This window comes from Phaeobacter sp. NW0010-22 (assembly GCF_040365955.1).
Classification (GTDB): Bacteria; Pseudomonadota; Alphaproteobacteria; order Rhodobacterales; family Rhodobacteraceae; genus OMPR01.
The window spans coordinates 280,795-299,416 of record NZ_BAABWT010000007.1; the positions used below are offsets into that span (position 1 = coordinate 280,795).

Here is an 18,622-nt window from a genome sequence, read left to right on the forward strand (position 1 = left end):
GAGCCCCCTTCAGCGCAGTTCCTCATAGTGATCAAAGCTGAATTCCACCCAACCGGTCCCGCGAGAGGCGCTGGCCAAGGCCCGGTGCAATTCATCTTGTGCACCTGCGGGGAGGAGGGAGTTGAAGATATCCCACCCGGCGGCGTCTGGATTGTTTTCAAACCCCAGAATCTGGCCATGGAGCCCGCTGATTGTGGGCACCATATCCCCAACGAATTTTGAGGGCAGATGCATTTCGGCGCGCATGACGGGCTGTAACGTGACCGGGCGCGCTTGGCTCATGGCTTCGCGTACGGCGGCCTTTCCGGCAGTGCGAAAGGCATAATCAGAACTGTCGACATTGTGGTGCTTGCCGTCTTTGAGGGTGACCTTGACGTCGACGACGGGGTACCCTTCGGGGCCGCGTGCCAAGGCCTCACCCGCGCCGGTGGCGACAGATGGGATATAGTTCTTGGGGACTGCGCCGCCTTTGACGGTTTCGCTAAAGGCAAAGCCGGTGCCGCGGGGGGTGGGTTCAATGGCGATCACGACGTCCGCAAATTGGCCTGCACCGCCAGACTGTTTGCGATGGCGGTATTGGGTTTCAACGGCTTTGGAAATTGTCTCGCGATAGGCGGTTGCGACGGGTTCGGCTGTGATCTCGATCCCAAAATCCTTTGCCAGTTTTTCAGTGATCCGGCGCAGATGCTGGGGGCCCTGACAACCAAGCACGGCCTGCCCGGTTGTTTCATCCTGGGACAGGTGTAATCCGGGATCAATTTCGGCCAAGCGGGACAGGGCATTGGACAGACGCACGTCGTCGCGATCATGCGCGGGCGATACGCGCTGTCGAATGCCAGCGGGATGGCTGGTGGCCCAGTCGGGCAGAGGGTGACCGGATTGGGGGTCATAGACTTGTCCGGGGCGCAGATGATCGGATTTAACCGCCAACGCGATTTGCCCGGCCTCAACCCGTTGGACGGGGGTCTTTGCGTCCAATTCTGTCAGGCTGCCGATGCTATCTCCGCCCAAGGGGGTTTGAGTGGTCACACCGTCGCCCAACCCGCGCAGGACAGTGATTTTACCAATGTGTTTCTTAATGTCAGCAAACCCCGTAATGGCCAACGCCTGCGGTTCGGCAGCATCCCGGTCAGCGGCGACTGAGTATTCTGGGGCTTCGTGACGAAGGGCTTTCATCAGGCGTGTCAGGCCGTTGCCGTGGAGGGCTGACCCCAAATAGGCAGAGATCAATTGATGGTTTTGCAAGACCTGCGCGGCGATCTCATAAACCTCTTTCGTGGGGGGGCGTTTGTCTTCGATCAGTTGTTCGAGCAGATGATCATCAAAATCAGAGAGCGTTTCGAGCAGGTCTGCGCGGGCTTCCTGTTCGCGGTTTTGGGCCGCGTTGGGAAGTTCAATCAGGGCTGAGGGGTGGTTTTCCTGATATTTCCACGCGCGTTCGGAAATCAAATCGACGGCCCCGACGATCTGATCGTTTTCGCGCAGGGGCACTTGGCGTAGGGCGATGGAATGGCGACAGTAGGTTTGCAAGGCCGCGACAATGTCACGGATGCGTTCATTCGGGGCATCCATACGGTTGAGGAAGAGAAAGCAGGGGATCCCGGCCTCTTCTACAAGGCGCAGATAGGGCGCGCAGAGTTCAGCGGCGTTAGGGTCTGGCGGCACAATGATCACAGCCGCGTCGCTGAGCGCGAGAGCAGGGCCAACATAGGCAAGGGAGTCGCTGCCGCCATCGACATCAATCGCGCACCAAGGGTCATCAAGGTAAGAGAAGCTGTGCAGTTTTACGACGTTGGAAACCGTAAACGAGATGTCTTGCCCATCCAGACGGCTGAGCGCCTGAACCAATGTGGATTTACCGGAGTGGGCAGGGCCCAAAACTGTGAAGACGCGCATGTGATCATCCCATTGCTTTGACGCTACCCGATTGGATAGGCGAACATTTTGATGCTCGCTTGGGGGATCTGTCTGGTGACCTGCCTCGGGCGCGCGGAGCGTTTGTCGCTTGCACGGACAACGGGCTGCTGCGCGGTGTTTCAAGTGTGGGAAGCTTAACGTATTGCGTCAAGTGTTTTGCGGCGAAGAAAGGCGGGGAACAAACGGCGGACCCTATATTGATCCGCCGTCAGGACCCAGCTCTCCCCTTCTGGGTCAGATGGCCGAGCTGTGCCCGGCCTTGCTGAGATCGTACGCGTCAAAGCAGCGAGCGATCATTCTGGTCAGGGCGCGTGCCTGAGGGGGGATGTACAACCCCTCGGCTGAAATCTTGAGCAGGTCGGGGAACTCTTTGCCCGCCTGCGCAAAGAGCGCCTGCAATTGCGGTTCGGTGATGGGGTGATCCCGCAGGATTTCTGCAGCATCAATGCGGAACTCACACATTAGGGCCTCGATCAGGCGGCCGCGCAGCACGTCTTGGTCTTTGAACAAATGTCCACGCGATGTTGAGAACCGACCGTCCCGGATCGCGGCGGTGTGGACCGAAGTGGCTGGTGCGTTTTGGGCAAAGCCCTGCGGGAACCGCGAGATTGATGAAGCACCGACCCCAATCAGCACGTCGGCCTGATCATCGGTGTAGCCTTGGAAATTTCGCTTCAACCGCCCTGCTTTGAGGGCATGCGTCAGGCCATCGTCCTGAGTGGCGAAATGGTCGATGCCGATTTCAGCGTAGTTGTCCCAGAGGAAAAGACGCTGTGCGGTTTCGTATAGTTCGAGCCGTTGTTCAGGGGTTGGCAGCGCGTCCGAGGGGATTAGTTGTTGGCGCTTGGCCATCCATGGCACATGGGCATAGCCATACAATGCGACCCGGTCAGGACTGAGCGAGAGCAGTTTCTGCACGCTTTCGGTCATGCGGGTCTTGGTTTGGTGTGGCAAGCCATACAGAATGTCGGCATTCAAGCTGGCGATGCCGCGTTCACGGATCATGTCCACCGCATCGCGGGTAATATCATAGCTTTGGATACGACCGATGGTTTTTTGGATCTCGTCATCGAAATCCTGCACTCCGATCGAAGCGCGGTTCATGCCCGCGTCGGCCAGCGCATCTAATCTGTCGGCGTCGATTTCGTTGGGGTCAATTTCGACCGAAAACTCGGCATTTTTACCCAGAGGGACCACGTCCAGAATGGATTTTGCCAGATCTTCCATCATTGCGGGCTGCAACAGGGTAGGGGTGCCGCCGCCCCAATGCAGGCGGGATAATGTAACCCCAGCCGGCAAGCGATCCGCCAGCATGCGCAGCTCGGATTTGAGCGTCTCAAGGTAGGCAATGACCGGTGAGTCGGATTGCGTTCCCTGGGTGCGACAGGCGCAGAACCAGCACAAACGGCGACAGAATGGAACGTGGATATAGAGCGAAATCGCGCTGCCGGGCTTGATCGCCGAAATCCAGTCACCATACAGGTTTGAGCCCACATCATTGCTGAAATGCGGGGCCGTTGGGTAGCTGGTATAACGCGGCACCTTCGCGTCAAATAGTCCAAGCTGGGCGAATTGAGATTTCACTATCATTCGAAAGCTGTAATATGTGCGCTCACTGGAATGCTTTGACCCAGATCAATTGAGACACGCTTTATGATTGCCTTGAAACAGCCTGTGCCCTCCAACTGCGGAGATTGTCCCATTCGTAATCGCGCCGTATGTGCGCATTGCGATCATGATGAGCTCGTCGCACTTGAAGAAATAAAATACTATCGCAGTTTTGAGGCGGGACAAACGATCATCTGGTCTGGTGACAAGATGAATTTTGTTGGCTCTGTGGTGTCGGGAATCGCAACTCTGACGCAGACGATGGAAGATGGACGCACCCAAATGGTTGGGTTGCTGTTGCCGTCGGATTTTGTCGGCCGTCCGGGCCGCGATGGCGCGGCCTATGATGTGGTGGCCACGACGGATATTGTCATGTGCTGCTTCCGCAAGGCCCCATTCGAAGAGCTGATGAGCAAGACACCGCACATTGCACACCGGTTGTTGCAAATGACGCTGGATGAGCTGGATGCCGCGCGGGAATGGATGTTGGTGCTTGGGCGCAAGACGGCCCGCGAAAAGATCGCGAGCCTATTGTCGATCATTGCACGCCGGGATGCATCACTTGCTGCGACCACTTCGGGTGGGGGCAAGGTGTTTGATCTACCACTGACGCGTGAAGCGATGGCGGACTATCTTGGTTTGACACTTGAAACAGTGAGCCGACAAATGTCAGCCCTGAAAAAGGACGGTGTGATCCTGCTAGAAGGGAAGCGTCACGTGACAATTCCCGATATGCAGCGATTGCTTGAAGAAGCCGGAGATGACAGCGACGGCGGTTTCCTGACCTGAAGCTTTGAGGCTGATCTCAGGTTCTGCGAAATCAAGCAGGGTTAGAAAAGGGACGCATCAGATGATGCGTCCTTTTTTCATTTTTCAGTGCGCCATAAAGATCGGCACTTGGGCTTTTTCCAGCATGTTGCGCGTGGCACCGCCCAAAATCGCTTCGCGGAAGCGGGAATGACCATAGGCGCCCATTACGATCATATCAGCGTCTGTATCTGCCGCGTGACGGTTCAGTATGTCCGAGACGCGGGTCATGGTTTTGCTGAGTACATCGATTTCGCAGCGTACGCCGTGGCGCGCCAGCATTTGTGACAACAACCCGCCCGGGTCAGAGCGGTCGGGGCCGTGTTGTGGTGGGTCGATGACGACAATTCGGACAAGTTCGGCGGCTTTCAGGAATGGCATGGCTCGACGTATCGCGCGCATTGCTTCGACGCTTTCATTCCAGGCAACCATAATGGTTTTGGGGTGACCGATAGGTTCGCGATCTTCGGGGGTGATCAGAACCGGGGCGTGCCCTTCGAACATCGCGGCCTCAACGATGGGTTCTGCTTCGGCGCCGCGCCCTTTGCCATAGGGATGGGGCAGGACAACCAAATCGCTGAACCGCGCGCGGTGGGCGACATGACGGCCCAAATCAGCGATTTGCGCGACACCGTCTTCGGCGGACCAGCGCACACCGGATTTGTCGAGCTGTTCTTTGGCTGCTGCGAGAATCTGTTCCGATTCGGCGTTCGCCCGAGACAGGGTTTCTTGCAGGATCATCGCATTGGCGCCGGCGTAGTAATATCCGGTTTGTGTGCGATCAACACCAAGACAGAGCGCCTCGACGTGTGCGTCTTGTGCTTCGGCCAGTGCAACCATGTGTGGAAGGGCCGAAGACGTCAATTTTGGATCAGTCAGAACGGTAAGCAGGGATTTGTAAGCCATTTGAACCTCTTGCAAACACGGCGATCACCGTCCCCATTTGGGGGTGCGCCATTTGATTGCATTATGCCTGCCATAGATTTCGGGTTATCGTCTTGATACAGATCAAAGCAGAATTCCGCCTCCTTCTCCAATAAGCGCACAGTCAAAATCTGTCTGGCGCGGCACAGAGAATCGCGCGGGACATGGCAAAGGGACGCAAAATGTCAAATTATATCAAGCTAATCGTGCTTGGTTTGGTCGCCATCTTCGGGATGATTGCGGCCAACTATGCACGAGATGTGGCTTACATGGTGCATGCCATGATTGTGACAGCAGTTTCAGTGGGTTTGTTCCTCTGGACGCTGCGCCACACAGATGAGCCAGAAATCGGCAAGCTAGATCTTGCTGGTGAATACATGGATGGAGTCATTCGTTACGGCGTGGTCGCCACCGCCTTTTGGGGTGTTGTTGGCTTTCTCGTTGGGACTTTCATCGCATTTCAGCTGGCGTTTCCGTCGCTGAACTTTGAATTTTTACACGGTTACGGCAATTTTGGGCGTCTGCGTCCGTTGCACACGTCGGCGGTGATTTTCGCCTTTGGTGGCAACGCGCTGATCGCGACATCGTTCTATGTTGTGCAGCGTACCAGCGCCGCACGGCTTTGGGGCGGCAACCTCGCGTGGTTCGTGTTCTGGGGTTATCAGTTGTTCATCGTTCTGGCGGCGACCGGCTATTTGCTGGGCTCGACTCAGTCGAAAGAATACGCTGAACCCGAATGGCATGTTGACCTGTGGCTGACCATTGTCTGGGTGGCTTATCTGGCGGTCTTCATGGGGACGTTGATCAAACGGAAAGAACCGCACATCTATGTTGCGAACTGGTTCTTCCTCGCGTTTATCGTCACCGTTGCGATGCTGCATCTGGTCAACAACATGACCATCCCTGTCAGCATCTGGGGGTCCAAATCGGTTATCGTCTGGGCCGGTGTTCAGGATGCGATGATCCAATGGTGGTATGGTCACAACGCTGTGGGCTTCTTCCTGACTGCGGGTTTCCTGGGCATGATGTATTACTTCATTCCGAAGCAGGCCGAGCGTCCGGTGTTTTCGTACAAGCTGTCGATCATCCACTTCTGGGCGCTGATCTTCCTGTATATCTGGGCTGGTCCTCACCACTTGCATTATACCGCGTTGCCTGACTGGGCGTCGACCTTGGGTATGGTGTTCTCGATTGTGCTGTGGATGCCCAGCTGGGGTGGTATGATCAACGGTCTGATGACCCTGTCGGGTGCATGGGACAAGCTGCGGACCGATCCGGTTATCCGGATGATGGTTATCTCGGTTGGTTTCTACGGCATGTCCACATTCGAGGGTCCGATGATGTCGATCCGCGCTGTGAACTCGCTGTCGCACTACACTGACTGGACCATTGGCCACGTGCATTCCGGTGCGTTGGGTTGGAACGGCATGATCACCTTTGGTGCGCTGTACTACTTGGTTCCAGTTCTGTGGAAGCGCGAGCGTCTGTATTCGCTGTCGCTGGTGAGCTGGCACTTCTGGCTCGCGACGATTGGGATCGTTCTGTATGCCGCGTCGATGTGGGTAACCGGTATTATGGAAGGCCTGATGTGGCGTGAAGTTGATGCCAATGGTTTCCTTGTGAACTCGTTCGCTGACACCGTTGCCGCCAAATTCCCGATGTATGTGGTTCGTGGTCTGGGTGGGGTTATGTTCCTCTCTGGTGCGCTCATCATGTGCTACAACCTGTGGATGACTGTACGAAAGGCGCCGGCAAAAGAAGCCAGCCTGACCGTTGCAGTTCCGGCTGAATAAGGAGGCCTGGTAGCTATGTCTATTCTCGACAAACACAAGCTTATCGAAACCAACGCGACCCTGCTGCTGGTCCTCAGTTTACTGGTTGTGAGCATCGGGGGCATCGTACAGATCGCACCGTTGTTCTGGCTGGAAAACACCATCGAGAAGGTGGAGGGCATGCGCCCTTACACCCCTCTCGAATTGACAGGGCGTGACATCTACATCCGTGAAGGGTGTTACACCTGCCACAGCCAAATGATCCGCCCAATGCGGGACGAAGTCGAACGCTATGGTCACTATTCATTGGCTGCAGAGTCGATGTATGACCGCCCGTTCCAGTGGGGGTCCAAACGGACCGGACCTGATCTGGCGCGTGTGGGTGGCCGGTATTCGGACGAGTGGCAGGCGGATCACCTGCGCAATCCACAATCCGTGGTACCTGAATCGGTGATGCCGAAATATGGCTTCCTGGAAAACAACCGTATCGATGGCAAATACGTTGGCGACGTTATGGCAACGAATGCCATGCTGGGGGCACCGTATAGCGACGAAATGGTCGACGCTGCGCAGGCGGATTTCTTGGCACAGGCGGATCCCGACAGCGACTATGATGGGTTGTTGGAGCGCTACGGTGACGCGATCAATGTGCGTAACTTTGATGGCAAACCCGGTGTCAGCGAAGCGGATGCGTTGATCGCCTATTTGCAAATGCTTGGTACGTTGGTTGATTTCTCGACCTTCACGCCGGACGCGAGCCGTTAAGGGAGCGATGGATGGAACTCTATACAATCCTGAGACAGTTCGCTGACAGCTGGATGTTGCTGTTCTTGTTCTCGGTCTTTGTTGCTGTCGTTATCTGGGCGTTCCGCCCAGGTAGCAGCAAAACCTACGAGGACACGGCCAACATTCCGTTCCGGCATGAAGATAAACCCGCCACATCCAAGGAGGCGAGGCAATGACCAAACCGTCCAAGAAACAAGAGGGCGATCCAAACACCACCGGCCATGTGTGGGATGGGATCGAAGAATTCGACAACCCAATGCCACGGTGGTGGTTGTATACGCTTTACGCCTGTATCATCTGGGCTGTGTTGTATTCGATTGCCTATCCGGCGTGGCCAATGGTCAACAAAGCCACCGCTGGTGTGCTCGGTTGGTCGACACGGGCTGACGTTGCAAATGAGATTGCAGCCGCCGAAGAAGCCAACGCAGCGATCAACACTGAGTTGGAAACTGTCGAGTTGGCCTCGATCGCAGGAAATCCTGAGCTGAACGGTTATGCAACCTCTGCCGGGTCTGCTGTGTTCAAGACCTGGTGTGCACAGTGTCACGGTTCTGGTGCAGCTGGGTTCAAGGGGTATCCCAACCTGTTGGATGACAACTGGTTGTGGGGGGGCGACATTGAGGCGATCCACACCACGATTACCCATGGTATCCGCAATGAAGATAGCGACGATGCACGCTATTCTGAAATGCCAGCCTTTGGTCGTGATGAACTGCTTGAAGATGAAGAAATCGATCAAGTTGTGAATTACGTGATGTCGTTGTCGGGTGAACCGATGGATGCCAGCAAAGTGGCCGCAGGGACTGAGGTCTTTGCTGACAACTGTGCATCCTGCCATGCCGAAGACGGCACCGGGGATCGTGAACAAGGCGCGCCAAACCTGACGGATGCGATCTGGCTCTATGGTGGGGATCACGAGACGTTGACCGAAACCGTATACAATGCGCGTTACGGTGTGATGCCTGCATGGAACACTCGTTTGACCGAAGCACAGATCCGTGCCGTGTCGATCTATGTTCACCAGCTTGGTGGCGGTGAATAACGGGTAAAAGAGATACCTTCGGACCTAAGGGTCCGAAGGTGCGGCGTTGGCTATTCGATCTGTTCGCGCGTTTCCTGAATAGCCAACGCTGATTTACATATTTCTCTTACAACGCCGCTCCGATGCAACTGCTTCGGAGTTTTGTTTTTTGGGCAGGCCTTTCACTCAAAGGCAAAGCCGGTGTGCGTCAATATAGAGCAATCATAGTGTTTTATGCTATACATGCGGGCGTGCTGTGCTCAGATTTCTAAAACGTGTGACTCAGATGCGCTTTTTGACCCATGTCAAAGTTTGACAGAATAGGATCTGACAGAACACGCTGAGAAGAGCCCCATATCTGGAGTGAGTCCGTGAGCGATTCCAATCCCACCCCTAGCTTATACGCCGCCCGGGAGCCGATTTTTCCCCGTCGGGTATCTGGTATGTTTCGCAATTTGAAGTGGTTGATCCTGGCTGTGACGCTGGGCATTTACTATCTGACGCCGTGGATTCGTTGGGATCGCGGTCCAAGTTTACCGGATCAGGCGGTGCTGTTGGATTTGGCCAACAGGCGGTTCTATTTCTTCTGGATCGAAATCTGGCCGCATGAATTCTATTTTGTTGCGGGCTTGTTGATCATGGCCGGGTTGGGGTTGTTTTTGTTCACCTCGGCCCTTGGGCGTGTGTGGTGTGGCTATGCCTGTCCCCAGACGGTTTGGACTGACCTCTATATTCTTGTGGAGCGATGGATCGAAGGCGACCGAAACGCGCGTCTGAGATTGCATCACCAAAAGAAAATGGATTTTCGCAAGGCACGACTGCGGATGACCAAGTGGATTGTCTGGCTGTTCATTGGCCTGGCAACTGGCGGGGCTTGGGTCTTTTACTTTGCGGATGCACCGACGTTGTTGGTTGATCTGTTCACGTTGAATGCGCATCCGATCGCCTATGGCACGGTTGCGGTTCTGACGCTGACGACGTTTTTCTTTGGCGGGTTTGCGCGCGAGCAGATCTGTATTTACGCCTGCCCATGGCCGCGTATTCAGGCCGCGATGATGGACGAAGACACTTTGGTCGTTGGTTATCGCGAATGGCGCGGTGAGCCGCGCGGTAAAGGGAAACGGACCACCGATACGGAATTGGGCGATTGCATTGACTGCATGGCCTGCGTGAACGTCTGCCCGGTTGGCATTGATATTCGTGATGGGCAGCAGATGGAATGCATCACCTGTGCGCTTTGCATTGATGCCTGTGATGACATGATGGCCAAAGTGGGCAAGCCACGCGGTCTGATCGATTACATGGCACTGAGTGATGAGCCCAATGAACGGGCTGGCAAGCCGCCTAAGAACATTTGGAAACACATCCTGCGTCCGCGTACGATCATGTACACATCGTTGTGGTCCTTTGTTGGGATCGCGTTGGTCTTTGCTCTGTTTATTCGCCCCGAGATCGAATTGACGGTGGCGCCTGAGAGAAACCCAACGTTTGTGACCTTGTCTGATGGATCGATCCGCAACACCTATGATGTGCGGTTGCGCAACAAGCATGGGGAAGAGCGCCAGTTTAAACTGTCTCTGAAAGGGGATCCGGCGATGCGGATCCAGCTGGAAGGCACGCCCTATACATCTGTTCCTGTTCCACCGGATGCATCTTACTTGCAGCGGGTTTATATTGTGACACCAAAGACGGCGGCCCCATCTGGTGCCGAGGCGACGGATGTGCGGATTTGGGTTGAAGATCTGACCAATGGGGAACGTGTCTACAAGGACACCACCTTTAACGGGCGAGGGAACTGACCATGGCTGAGCGTAAATTCACTGGCAAACATGCATTGGCTGTGTTTGTCGGGGCCTTTGGGGTCATCATTTCTGTGAACCTTGTGTTGGCTTATAGTGCGGTGAAAACCTTCCCGGGGCTGGAGGTCAAGAACTCGTACGTTGCGTCGCAGGAATTCGATGTGCGGCGCGATGCGCAAGAGGCGCTTGGCTGGAATGTCCGCGCTGACGCAGCTGGGGGATTGGTCTTTTTGTCGATCACAGATCGTGCGGGCCAGCCGGTTGAGTTGTCTGAGTTAAAGGCTACCTTGGGTCGGGCAACCCATGTGAATGACGATCAAAAGCCAGATTTCAAATTTGACGGATCGACCTATGTTGCCAAGGCGGAATTGGGCGATGGGAATTGGAACATTCGCATGACGGCCAAGGCGCTTGATGGGACTGAGTTCAGCCAGCGCGTTATTCTGCACGTGAAAGGGTAGGGACCATGACGGCTCAGCTGAGTCCTCCGTCTGCGGCGGCGTGTCCTGGGTGTTTGGCCGCCCCGGCAGAGGCGGTACGGCCGATCCCCGAGGACGTGCAAATCGCACTGTCTTTGCCGACGATCCATTGTCAGGCGTGCATTTCGAAAGTGGAACGCACGCTGAATGGCTATCCGGGGATTGAATCCGCGCGAGTTAATCTGACGCTGAAACGCGCGATGATTCAGGCAGAGGCCGAGGTGCAGGCGCGGGATTTGATCCCGGTTTTGGAGGGCATCGGGTTTGAGGCACATGAGCTGGACGCCGGGGCGCTGTCGGCGACGCAGAACGACAAAGTAGGGCGTGATCTGTTGATGCGGCTGGCGGTTGCTGGTTTTGCGTCGATGAATGTGATGCTGTTGTCGGTTTCGGTCTGGGCTGGGGCCACAGATGCCACGCGGGATATGTTCCACTGGATCTCGGCTGTGATCACTTTGCCGGCGATTGCCTTTAGCGCGCAGCCGTTTTTCCGCAACGCCTGGAGCGCGCTGCGGGTGCGTCAGTTGAACATGGATGTGCCGATTGTGTTGGCGATCGTGCTGACGTTGGTGACATCGCTGTGGGAAACATCGCTGTCTGGGGAACATGCCTATTTCGATGCGGCCCTAACGCTGACGTTTTTGCTGCTGATTGGGCGCTATCTGGATTACCGCACGCGGGCGGTTGCGCGATCTGCGGCCGAGGAGCTGGCCGCGTTGGAGGTGCCACGCGCCATCCGTGTGGTTGATGGAGTTGAAGAGGAAGTAGCAGTTTCCGCGCTGGAAGTGGGCGATCTGATACTGGTGCGCCCGGGTGGGCGGATGCCGGTGGACGGTGAAATCGTTCTGGGGCAGTCGGAATTGGACCGGTCTTTGTTGACTGGGGAAACCTTGCCCGTCTTTGCCGAGCCGGGTTTGGCTGTGAACGCAGGTGAGGTGAACCTGACGGGACCGTTGACCATTCGGGCCGCTGCTGTGGGGCAGGATACGTCTTTGCATCGGATGGCAGATCTGGTCGCAATCGCGGAAAGCGGTCGGTCGCGGTATACCTCGTTGGCAGACAGCGCCGCCAAGCTTTATGCGCCGGGGGTGCATATTCTGTCAGCGCTCAGCTTTGTTGGCTGGTATCTGTATTCTGGTGATTTTCGGGTCGCTCTGAACATTGCGGCGGCGGTTTTGATTATCACCTGCCCGTGTGCCTTGGGGCTTGCGGTTCCGGCGGTGACGACAGCGGCGTCGGGGCGTTTGTTTCGCCGTGGGATGCTGATTAAACACGCAACGGCGCTGGAACGTCTGGCCGAGGTCGATACGGTCGTCTTTGATAAGACCGGCACGTTGACAGCGGGCACGCCCGAGCTGGTTAATCTTGGGGATCATGGGCGGCAGGATCTTGAGATTGCATTGGCGTTGGCTGAGGGATCATCGCATCCTTTGTCCGTATCAGTAACGCGATCAGCGCGGGCCGCGGGGATTAAGCCAGCGGATGTCAGTGATATCCGCGAAGTGCCCGGTTTCGGCACGGAGGGCCTGTTGCGTGGTCAACGCGTGCGATTGGGACGTGCCGCATGGACAGGCGCTGATCAAGGGACGCAGACGTCGGCTTGGCTTGCGGTTGGTGAGAGAGCCCCAACTGCCTTTTTGTTCACCGACGCACTGCGTCCGGGAGCCGAAGAGGCGGTGCAAGGCCTACAGGCGGCTGGCAAGTCGGTGTTGTTGATTTCGGGGGATACCACTGGGGCAGTGTCAGATTTGGCAGCACGGTTGGGCATTACGGATTGGGTAGCCGAAGCGTTGCCAGAAGAGAAAGCCGACCGAGTTCAAGCCTTGGCAAACGAAGGCCGTAAGGTTCTGATGGTTGGGGATGGGTTGAATGATACGGCGGCCTTGGCTGCGGCCCATGTTTCGATCTCACCGGCCTCAGCTTTGGACGCGGCGCGCGTGGCCTCTGACATCGTATTGTTGGGGTCTGATCTGTCGCCGATTTCGGATGCCTGTGATACGGCTGTTCGGGCTACCAAACGTATTCGTGAAAATTTCAGGATCGCGACGTTGTACAATGTGATTGCAGTGCCGCTGGCTGTTGTTGGATTGGCGACTCCGTTGATTGCTGCCTTGGCGATGTCGAGTTCTTCGATTACCGTTTCTCTAAACGCATTGCGGTTGAGGTGACCAGATGAGTGTCCTGACGTATTTGATCCCAATTTCCCTGATACTCGGCAGTGCCGGGTTGGCCGCGTTTATCTACACGGTGCGGTCGAATCAGTACGACGACCCAGAAGGGGACGCGCGGCGCATTCTGAGCGATGAATGGGATGATCATCCCAAACCCTGATCATTGAACCGCACCCGGTTTGGGGCAAATAAAGGGACTGATTGGTTATGGACATCTACAAAGCAGGATCACGGCCAACCCGTCGTGCGAATGAGGAGTGGTTTACCGGGACTGTTTTGCAGGACCCGGTGATCGAAGCGCCAGAGCCCGCAAGAGTGCGCGCGCTGCGTGTTGAATTTGAACCCGGCGCACGAACTGCATGGCACACGCACCCGTTGGGTCAGACGCTGCATGTGTTGTCTGGGGTTGGTCTGGTTGGACTGCGCGATGAGGCGCCTTGGTATATCCGGGCAGGCGACACAGTCTGGATCCCACCGGGCGAAGAACACTGGCACGGGGCCACACCCGAAACGGGGATGGTGCATCTGGCCATCCAAGAAGCACAAGACGGTCAGGTTGCGGATTGGTTGGAAAAGGTCAGCGATGACGACTATCTGATGCCTGCGGATTGAGGCCCGTTCAAAACGGTGGCGTGCGCGCCATCGTTTGATGTTAGAAAATTGGTGGGCTACAAAGCGGCCTTGAATTCGCCACGTAGTCCCGTTATGTGCCGTTCAGTCGGTAAAGAAGGAAATACAGCCTCATGGCCACCACCAATCCAGTTCAATTCGTCCAGCAGGTCCGTGCTGAGATCTCCAAGGTTGTCTGGCCGACACGTCGCGAAGTACTGCTGACGACGGTTATGGTGTTTATCATGGCCGCGTTGACAGCTGTTTTCTTTGCCATGGTCGACCTGCTGATCCGTGGTGGTCTGCAGATGATCCTTACATCATTCGGCTAAGTTAGACGGTCAGGACACAGCGCCCTCTTGCGCAAAGGGTCTTGGCAGAGTAGGTGACGCGATACCTCTGGTATGGTGTGCAGCGATTCGAGTTGCGTGCTGAATTGGGCCGGGGGCGGGCAATTTATTTGCCAGAGATTTAGTGAATTCGGGATCTGCCAATCGATGGTGATCCACGCAGAACAAGGACGACAGCGGCATGGCGAAACGGTGGTACTCGGTGAGCGTACTCTCGAACTTCGAAAAGAAGATCGCGGAACAGATCCGGACCTCGGTCGCGGAGCACGGTCTTGAAGAAGAATTTGGCGAAGTGCTGGTCCCCACCGAAGAGGTGATCGAAATCCGTCGTGGTAAAAAGGTTACGACTGAGCGCCGCTTTATGCCCGGTTATGTTCTGGTGCATATGGAAATGAGCGATCAGGGTTACCACTTGGTCAATTCGATCAACCGCGTCACCGGTTTCTTGGGCCCTCAGGGTCGCCCGATGCCAATGCGCGATGCCGAAGTGAACCAGATCCTGAACCGTGTTCAGGAAGGTGAAGAAGCACCACGCACGCTGATCTCGTTCGAGATTGGTGAAAAGGTCAAAGTCAACGACGGTCCGTTCGAAGATTTCGACGGCATGGTCGAAGGTGTCGACGACGAAAGCCAAAAGCTGAAGGTCACTGTATCGATCTTTGGTCGGGAAACTCCGGTCGAGCTGGATTTCACTCAGGTTACCAAGCAAGTTTAATAAGCTTTGTCTGGAAATTTCTGACGCCGCAGTGCTTGAAGCACTGTGGCGTTTTTTTGTGCTCGTTTACCAATTCAAAGTGACAAGTTCGAGGTCCACATGATCGCAATTCAGGTATCGAGTTTCGTTTTTTCTTAACCTAGTTCTGGGTGTTTTTGTCTTTTAGGCAGCTTCAAAAGCACATGTCTGATAGTGCGGCGCGAATAGTCGTATTGAGCGCTGCGGCGGCACAGGCAAAGATCGCGCGCTGGATTGGGATTGCCCTCATGGCGGTTGGGGCACTTTTTCTTATTATGCATCAAGATTGGACAACTTTTACTTTCGTTCTGCTGGCTTCGTCGGGGCTTTGTGTTTGTGCATTTTCCTTGGTTCAAGTGGGGCAGGTCATTTGGGCTGGGCTGGTTGAAAGTGGATGTGACGTTGGAATGTCAAAGCGCAAAACTCTCTTGGAGGCCGTTGCCTTCACAGTGGGAGCCTGGGTGTTACTTAGGTTAGACCTGATTTGAAGGGTACGGCGGTAGGCTTTGAGTGGTGAGCGCTGGTATTAGGCTCGTATTCAGATCGCTGATGTTGCTGGGTCGCCCTATCTCAGACCACTTGCCAATCTCGTGGTTCCTCTGTATTGGCCGGCTCTATCGTCTTTGGGCGAGATTCTCTTGTGGGAGATTCGGAGATCGCGATCTCTGATCGGACCACGCAACCAAATGTGGATAGGACGCGTCCTATCCTTGTTGAAAGGAAAACCAAATGGCTAAGAAGCTTGTTGGTTCGATGAAGCTGCAGGTTCCTGCAGGTCAGGCAAACCCATCCCCGCCAGTCGGCCCCGCATTGGGTCAGCGCGGCATTAACATCATGGAATTCTGTAAGGCGTTCAACGCTAAGACAGCAGACCTGGAGCCAGGCGCTCCTTGCCCGACCGTGATCACCTACTATCAGGACAAGTCCTTTACCATGGACATCAAGACGCCACCTGCGTCTTACTACCTGAAGAAGGCTGCCAAGGTTAAGTCTGGCGCGAAAACTCCTTCGCGTGAAACTGTTGGCTCCGTGACCGCGGCTCAGGTGAAAGAAATCGCCGAAGCCAAGATGAAAGATCTGAACGCGAACGATATCGAAGCCGCGATGCAGATTATCCTGGGCTCTGCCCGCTCTATGGGCATCGAGGTGAAGTAAGATGGCTAAATTGGGTAAACGCACAACCGCCGCTCGCGAAGCATTCGCTGGCAAAGAAAACCTGACCGTTGAAGAAGCTGTAACATTGCTGAAAGCAAATGCAGTTGCAAAATTCGACGAGACCATCGAAATCGCAATGTCGCTGGGTGTTGATACGCGTCACGCGGACCAGATGGTTCGTGGCGTAATCGGCTTGCCTAACGGCACCGGTAAATCCATGCGCGTTGCAGTCTTCGCACGTGGCCCGAAAGCTGAAGAAGCTCAGGCCGCTGGTGCAGACATCGTTGGCGCAGAAGACCTGATGGAATCCATTCAGGGCGGCAACATCGATTTCGATCGTTGTATCGCTACGCCTGACATGATGCCTATCGTAGGTCGTCTGGGTAAAGTTCTGGGCCCCCGTAACCTGATGCCAAACCCTAAGGTTGGCACTGTGACTATGGACGTGAAAGCGGCCGTAGAAGCAGCCAAAGGTGGCGAAGTTCAGTTCAAAGCTGAAAAAGGTGGTGTTGTTCACGCGGGCATCGGCAAAGCGTCTTTCGACGAAGCCAAGCTGGTTGAAAACATCCGTGCCTTTGTTGGTGCTGTTCAGAAGGCTCGTCCTTCGGGCGCCAAAGGTGCGTACATGAAGAAAATCGCGCTGTCCTCGACCATGGGTCCTGGCTTGACCGTTTCGGTCGACAACGCGACAGCTGCTGAATAATTTATTCATCTGCGACTGATTGGAAAGAGCGTCCCCTTGGGGGCGCTCTTTTCGTTTTGAGATGCGCTGTCGAAAATACCTCAGAAAATGGAAATTTAAGAGGGCGGTAAGTCCTCTCTATGTAAGTAATAGGCGGTGTGTTATAGAATTGAAAAAAATAGCCGCCCTGTGTTTCATTGAAGTTGACAGGTTTATGCGCCCAAAGGGCGGACATTGAGAGCGGTGAATAGAGATTGAGCAACCCTTGCGCCCTTGTGGGCGACGAAACAGGTATAGGCATGTCAAACGAATTGGTCGATGGGGCTGGGTCCAACGTGACGGCCGAGTTACAGCAGGTGATTGACACCCGAGACGTGTGTGTCGCAGCACTGGAAAGCACACCTGAGGGGTTCGATCCCTGGGTGCATTACAATGTATTGTTCGACAACCGCATGGAGGCAGTTGCGGCGTGGCACGAGGCCGTTGTCGCGACCTGTGTGGCGGGACGTATTCGGCCGGGAAAGGCGACGAAGTCCCTGCACAAGCTCAAGACATTGTGCGAAGCGGCAGGGGATGTCGCGCGCAGTGATCGCCTGATCGCGCTGGTAGATCAGAACCTAGATGGGGAAACGATGGCGGTGCATGGCTTTGGCACCCAGCGTTTTGCCGAGGCCGACCACGATGCCATCTGGAAGGACCTGAAAGGCATTATTGAATATTTCGAAGACGCCGGGCACAAGGTTTTCATCAATTCTGGAACCTTGTTGGGCATGGTGCGTGACGGACGGTTGATCGACCACGACGATGATATTGATATTGCCTGTATGTTGCAGGCGAAAAACCAAGTTCGTGTTGCGCACGAGTGGCGTGAACTTCGGGATAAATTGCAGGACGATGGCATTTTGCTCCCTAAGGCGGGTCGCATGGGGGGCATTCACAAGCTGAAAACCGCTGGCGGGTTCTCGGTTGATTTGTTTCCGGGGTGGATCCGGAAAGAGCGGGTTTTTGTGTACCCTCATACCAAGGGAGAGTTGCATCAGGATGAAGTTTTCCCGCTCAAATCGTGCCCAATTTCCGGTGCGCCCATTCCGGCGCAGCCTGAAAAGATGCTGGAATTGAACTATGGACCCGGATGGCAGACGCCTGATCCGCACTATCGTTTCGATTTTGGCGAAGCGAAATTTAAGTACTTTCGTGTTCTTGTGAGAGAGTTCCGCAAAATGCGTGAGGGTGCCAACTGATGTATCAGCAGAAACCATATGGGGTCGTGTTGACCTACGGCACGTTTGATCTGTTCCATGCGGGGCATGTGCGTTTGTTGGAGCGCATTGCGGCTTTGGGATCTTATGTGATTGTTGGGTGTTCGACTGATGAGTTCAATGCGGGCAAGGGGAAGGTTACGGCCATTCCCTACGAAGACCGCGTTGAGGTTCTTAATGCTTGCAAGTTTGTGGATCTGGTCATTCCAGAGACGGCTTGGGATCAGAAGCCGGGCGATATCAAAACGCATGGTGCTGAGTTGTTTGTGATGGGCGATGATTGGGCGGGCGAGTTTGATGATCTGAAGGCGCATTGTGAGGTTTTGTATTTGCCACGCACGCCTGATATTTCCAGCACGCAGATCAAACATACGGTTAAATGCGCCTCGGCTTCGTCCTAAGATGTTCAGGGTCAACAGGCCCAAATTCCTGGACGGAAACAGGGCCTGACGCGTCACCTCAAAAACCGCTTGGATTTCCCTGATAAAACGCCTAATGCTCTAGGCGCAACTCAGCGTGCGATTCGTCGTGCGCTGTGTTGCGTTTCGTC

The 18,622-nt window shown here is 55.3% G+C and carries 19 protein-coding genes; 16 read left to right on the plus strand and 3 right to left on the minus strand.

What is annotated here, in order from left to right; all coding sequences use genetic code 11:
* Nucleotides 1-9: 9 nt before the first annotated feature.
* Entirely contained in the window at nt 10-1,896 is a 1,887-nt protein-coding gene (locus tag ABWV33_RS16655) for an elongation factor G (protein ID WP_353332328.1), read from the minus strand.
* Between the two features lie 255 nt (nt 1,897-2,151).
* A complete protein-coding gene (hemN, locus tag ABWV33_RS16660; RefSeq protein WP_353332330.1) occupies nt 2,152-3,507 on the minus strand; it encodes an oxygen-independent coproporphyrinogen III oxidase in 1,356 nt (451 codons plus the stop codon).
* A gap of 63 nt (nt 3,508-3,570) precedes the next feature.
* On the opposite strand from hemN, the gene fnrL reads away from it, so the two are divergent.
* On the plus strand, nt 3,571-4,314 hold the full coding sequence (gene fnrL, locus ABWV33_RS16665; protein ID WP_113823736.1) for a transcriptional regulator FnrL: 744 nt from the start codon (nt 3,571-3,573) through the stop codon (nt 4,312-4,314).
* 84 nt (nt 4,315-4,398) lie between these two features.
* Here fnrL and ABWV33_RS16670 read toward each other — a convergent pair whose 3' ends face one another.
* Complete coding sequence (locus ABWV33_RS16670; RefSeq protein ID WP_113823737.1) at nt 4,399-5,238, minus strand: universal stress protein; 840 nt, start codon at nt 5,236-5,238, stop codon at nt 4,399-4,401.
* Between the two features lie 200 nt (nt 5,239-5,438).
* On the opposite strand from ABWV33_RS16670, the gene ccoN reads away from it, so the two are divergent.
* From ccoN to ABWV33_RS16745, 15 genes are all read left to right on the plus strand, one after another.
* Nucleotides 5,439-7,049, plus strand: coding sequence for a cytochrome-c oxidase, cbb3-type subunit I (ccoN, locus tag ABWV33_RS16675; protein WP_353332332.1), 1,611 nt, complete (start codon nt 5,439-5,441; stop codon nt 7,047-7,049).
* Between the two features lie 15 nt (nt 7,050-7,064).
* On the plus strand, nt 7,065-7,793 hold the full coding sequence (ccoO, locus tag ABWV33_RS16680; RefSeq protein ID WP_113823739.1) for a cytochrome-c oxidase, cbb3-type subunit II: 729 nt from the start codon (nt 7,065-7,067) through the stop codon (nt 7,791-7,793).
* A gap of 11 nt (nt 7,794-7,804) precedes the next feature.
* Nucleotides 7,805-7,990, plus strand: coding sequence for a cbb3-type cytochrome oxidase subunit 3 (locus ABWV33_RS16685; RefSeq protein WP_113823740.1), 186 nt, complete (start codon nt 7,805-7,807; stop codon nt 7,988-7,990).
* Nucleotides 7,987-8,856, plus strand: coding sequence for a cytochrome-c oxidase, cbb3-type subunit III (gene ccoP, locus ABWV33_RS16690; RefSeq protein ID WP_113823741.1), 870 nt, complete (start codon nt 7,987-7,989; stop codon nt 8,854-8,856). The genes ABWV33_RS16685 and ccoP overlap by 4 nt, the downstream gene beginning before the upstream one ends.
* 350 nt (nt 8,857-9,206) lie before the next feature.
* On the plus strand, nt 9,207-10,634 hold the full coding sequence (ccoG, locus tag ABWV33_RS16695) for a cytochrome c oxidase accessory protein CcoG (protein WP_353332335.1): 1,428 nt from the start codon (nt 9,207-9,209) through the stop codon (nt 10,632-10,634).
* A gap of 2 nt (nt 10,635-10,636) precedes the next feature.
* On the plus strand, nt 10,637-11,095 hold the full coding sequence (locus tag ABWV33_RS16700; RefSeq protein WP_113823743.1) for a FixH family protein: 459 nt from the start codon (nt 10,637-10,639) through the stop codon (nt 11,093-11,095).
* Between the two features lie 5 nt (nt 11,096-11,100).
* Nucleotides 11,101-13,281 carry a heavy metal translocating P-type ATPase gene (locus tag ABWV33_RS16705; RefSeq protein ID WP_353332337.1) on the plus strand — a complete coding sequence of 727 codons (2,181 nt, stop codon included), beginning with the start codon at nt 11,101-11,103 and terminating at the stop codon, nt 13,279-13,281.
* A gap of 4 nt (nt 13,282-13,285) precedes the next feature.
* Entirely contained in the window at nt 13,286-13,444 is a 159-nt protein-coding gene (gene ccoS, locus ABWV33_RS16710; RefSeq protein WP_113823745.1) for a cbb3-type cytochrome oxidase assembly protein CcoS, read from the plus strand.
* Between the two features lie 47 nt (nt 13,445-13,491).
* Entirely contained in the window at nt 13,492-13,896 is a 405-nt protein-coding gene (locus ABWV33_RS16715) for a (R)-mandelonitrile lyase (protein WP_113823746.1), read from the plus strand.
* A gap of 131 nt (nt 13,897-14,027) precedes the next feature.
* Nucleotides 14,028-14,225, plus strand: a complete 198-nt coding sequence (secE, locus tag ABWV33_RS16720; protein WP_113823747.1) for a preprotein translocase subunit SecE — start codon at nt 14,028-14,030, stop codon at nt 14,223-14,225.
* Between the two features lie 199 nt (nt 14,226-14,424).
* The gene (gene nusG / locus ABWV33_RS16725; protein WP_113823748.1) at nt 14,425-14,958 is read left to right on the plus strand and encodes a transcription termination/antitermination protein NusG; all 534 of its coding nucleotides are present in this window, start codon (nt 14,425-14,427) and stop codon (nt 14,956-14,958) included.
* Nucleotides 14,959-15,705: 747 nt separating this feature from the next.
* Entirely contained in the window at nt 15,706-16,131 is a 426-nt protein-coding gene (gene rplK / locus ABWV33_RS16730; protein WP_121996422.1) for a 50S ribosomal protein L11, read from the plus strand.
* A gap of 1 nt (nt 16,132) precedes the next feature.
* Nucleotides 16,133-16,834, plus strand: coding sequence for a 50S ribosomal protein L1 (rplA, locus tag ABWV33_RS16735; protein WP_353332340.1), 702 nt, complete (start codon nt 16,133-16,135; stop codon nt 16,832-16,834).
* Between the two features lie 278 nt (nt 16,835-17,112).
* Nucleotides 17,113-18,054, plus strand: a complete 942-nt coding sequence (locus tag ABWV33_RS16740) for a LicD family protein (protein WP_121996424.1) — start codon at nt 17,113-17,115, stop codon at nt 18,052-18,054.
* A complete protein-coding gene (locus tag ABWV33_RS16745) occupies nt 18,054-18,473 on the plus strand; it encodes an adenylyltransferase/cytidyltransferase family protein (RefSeq protein ID WP_113823753.1) in 420 nt (139 codons plus the stop codon). The genes ABWV33_RS16740 and ABWV33_RS16745 overlap by 1 nt, the downstream gene beginning before the upstream one ends.
* The last annotated feature ends 149 nt before the right edge of the window (nt 18,474-18,622 follow it).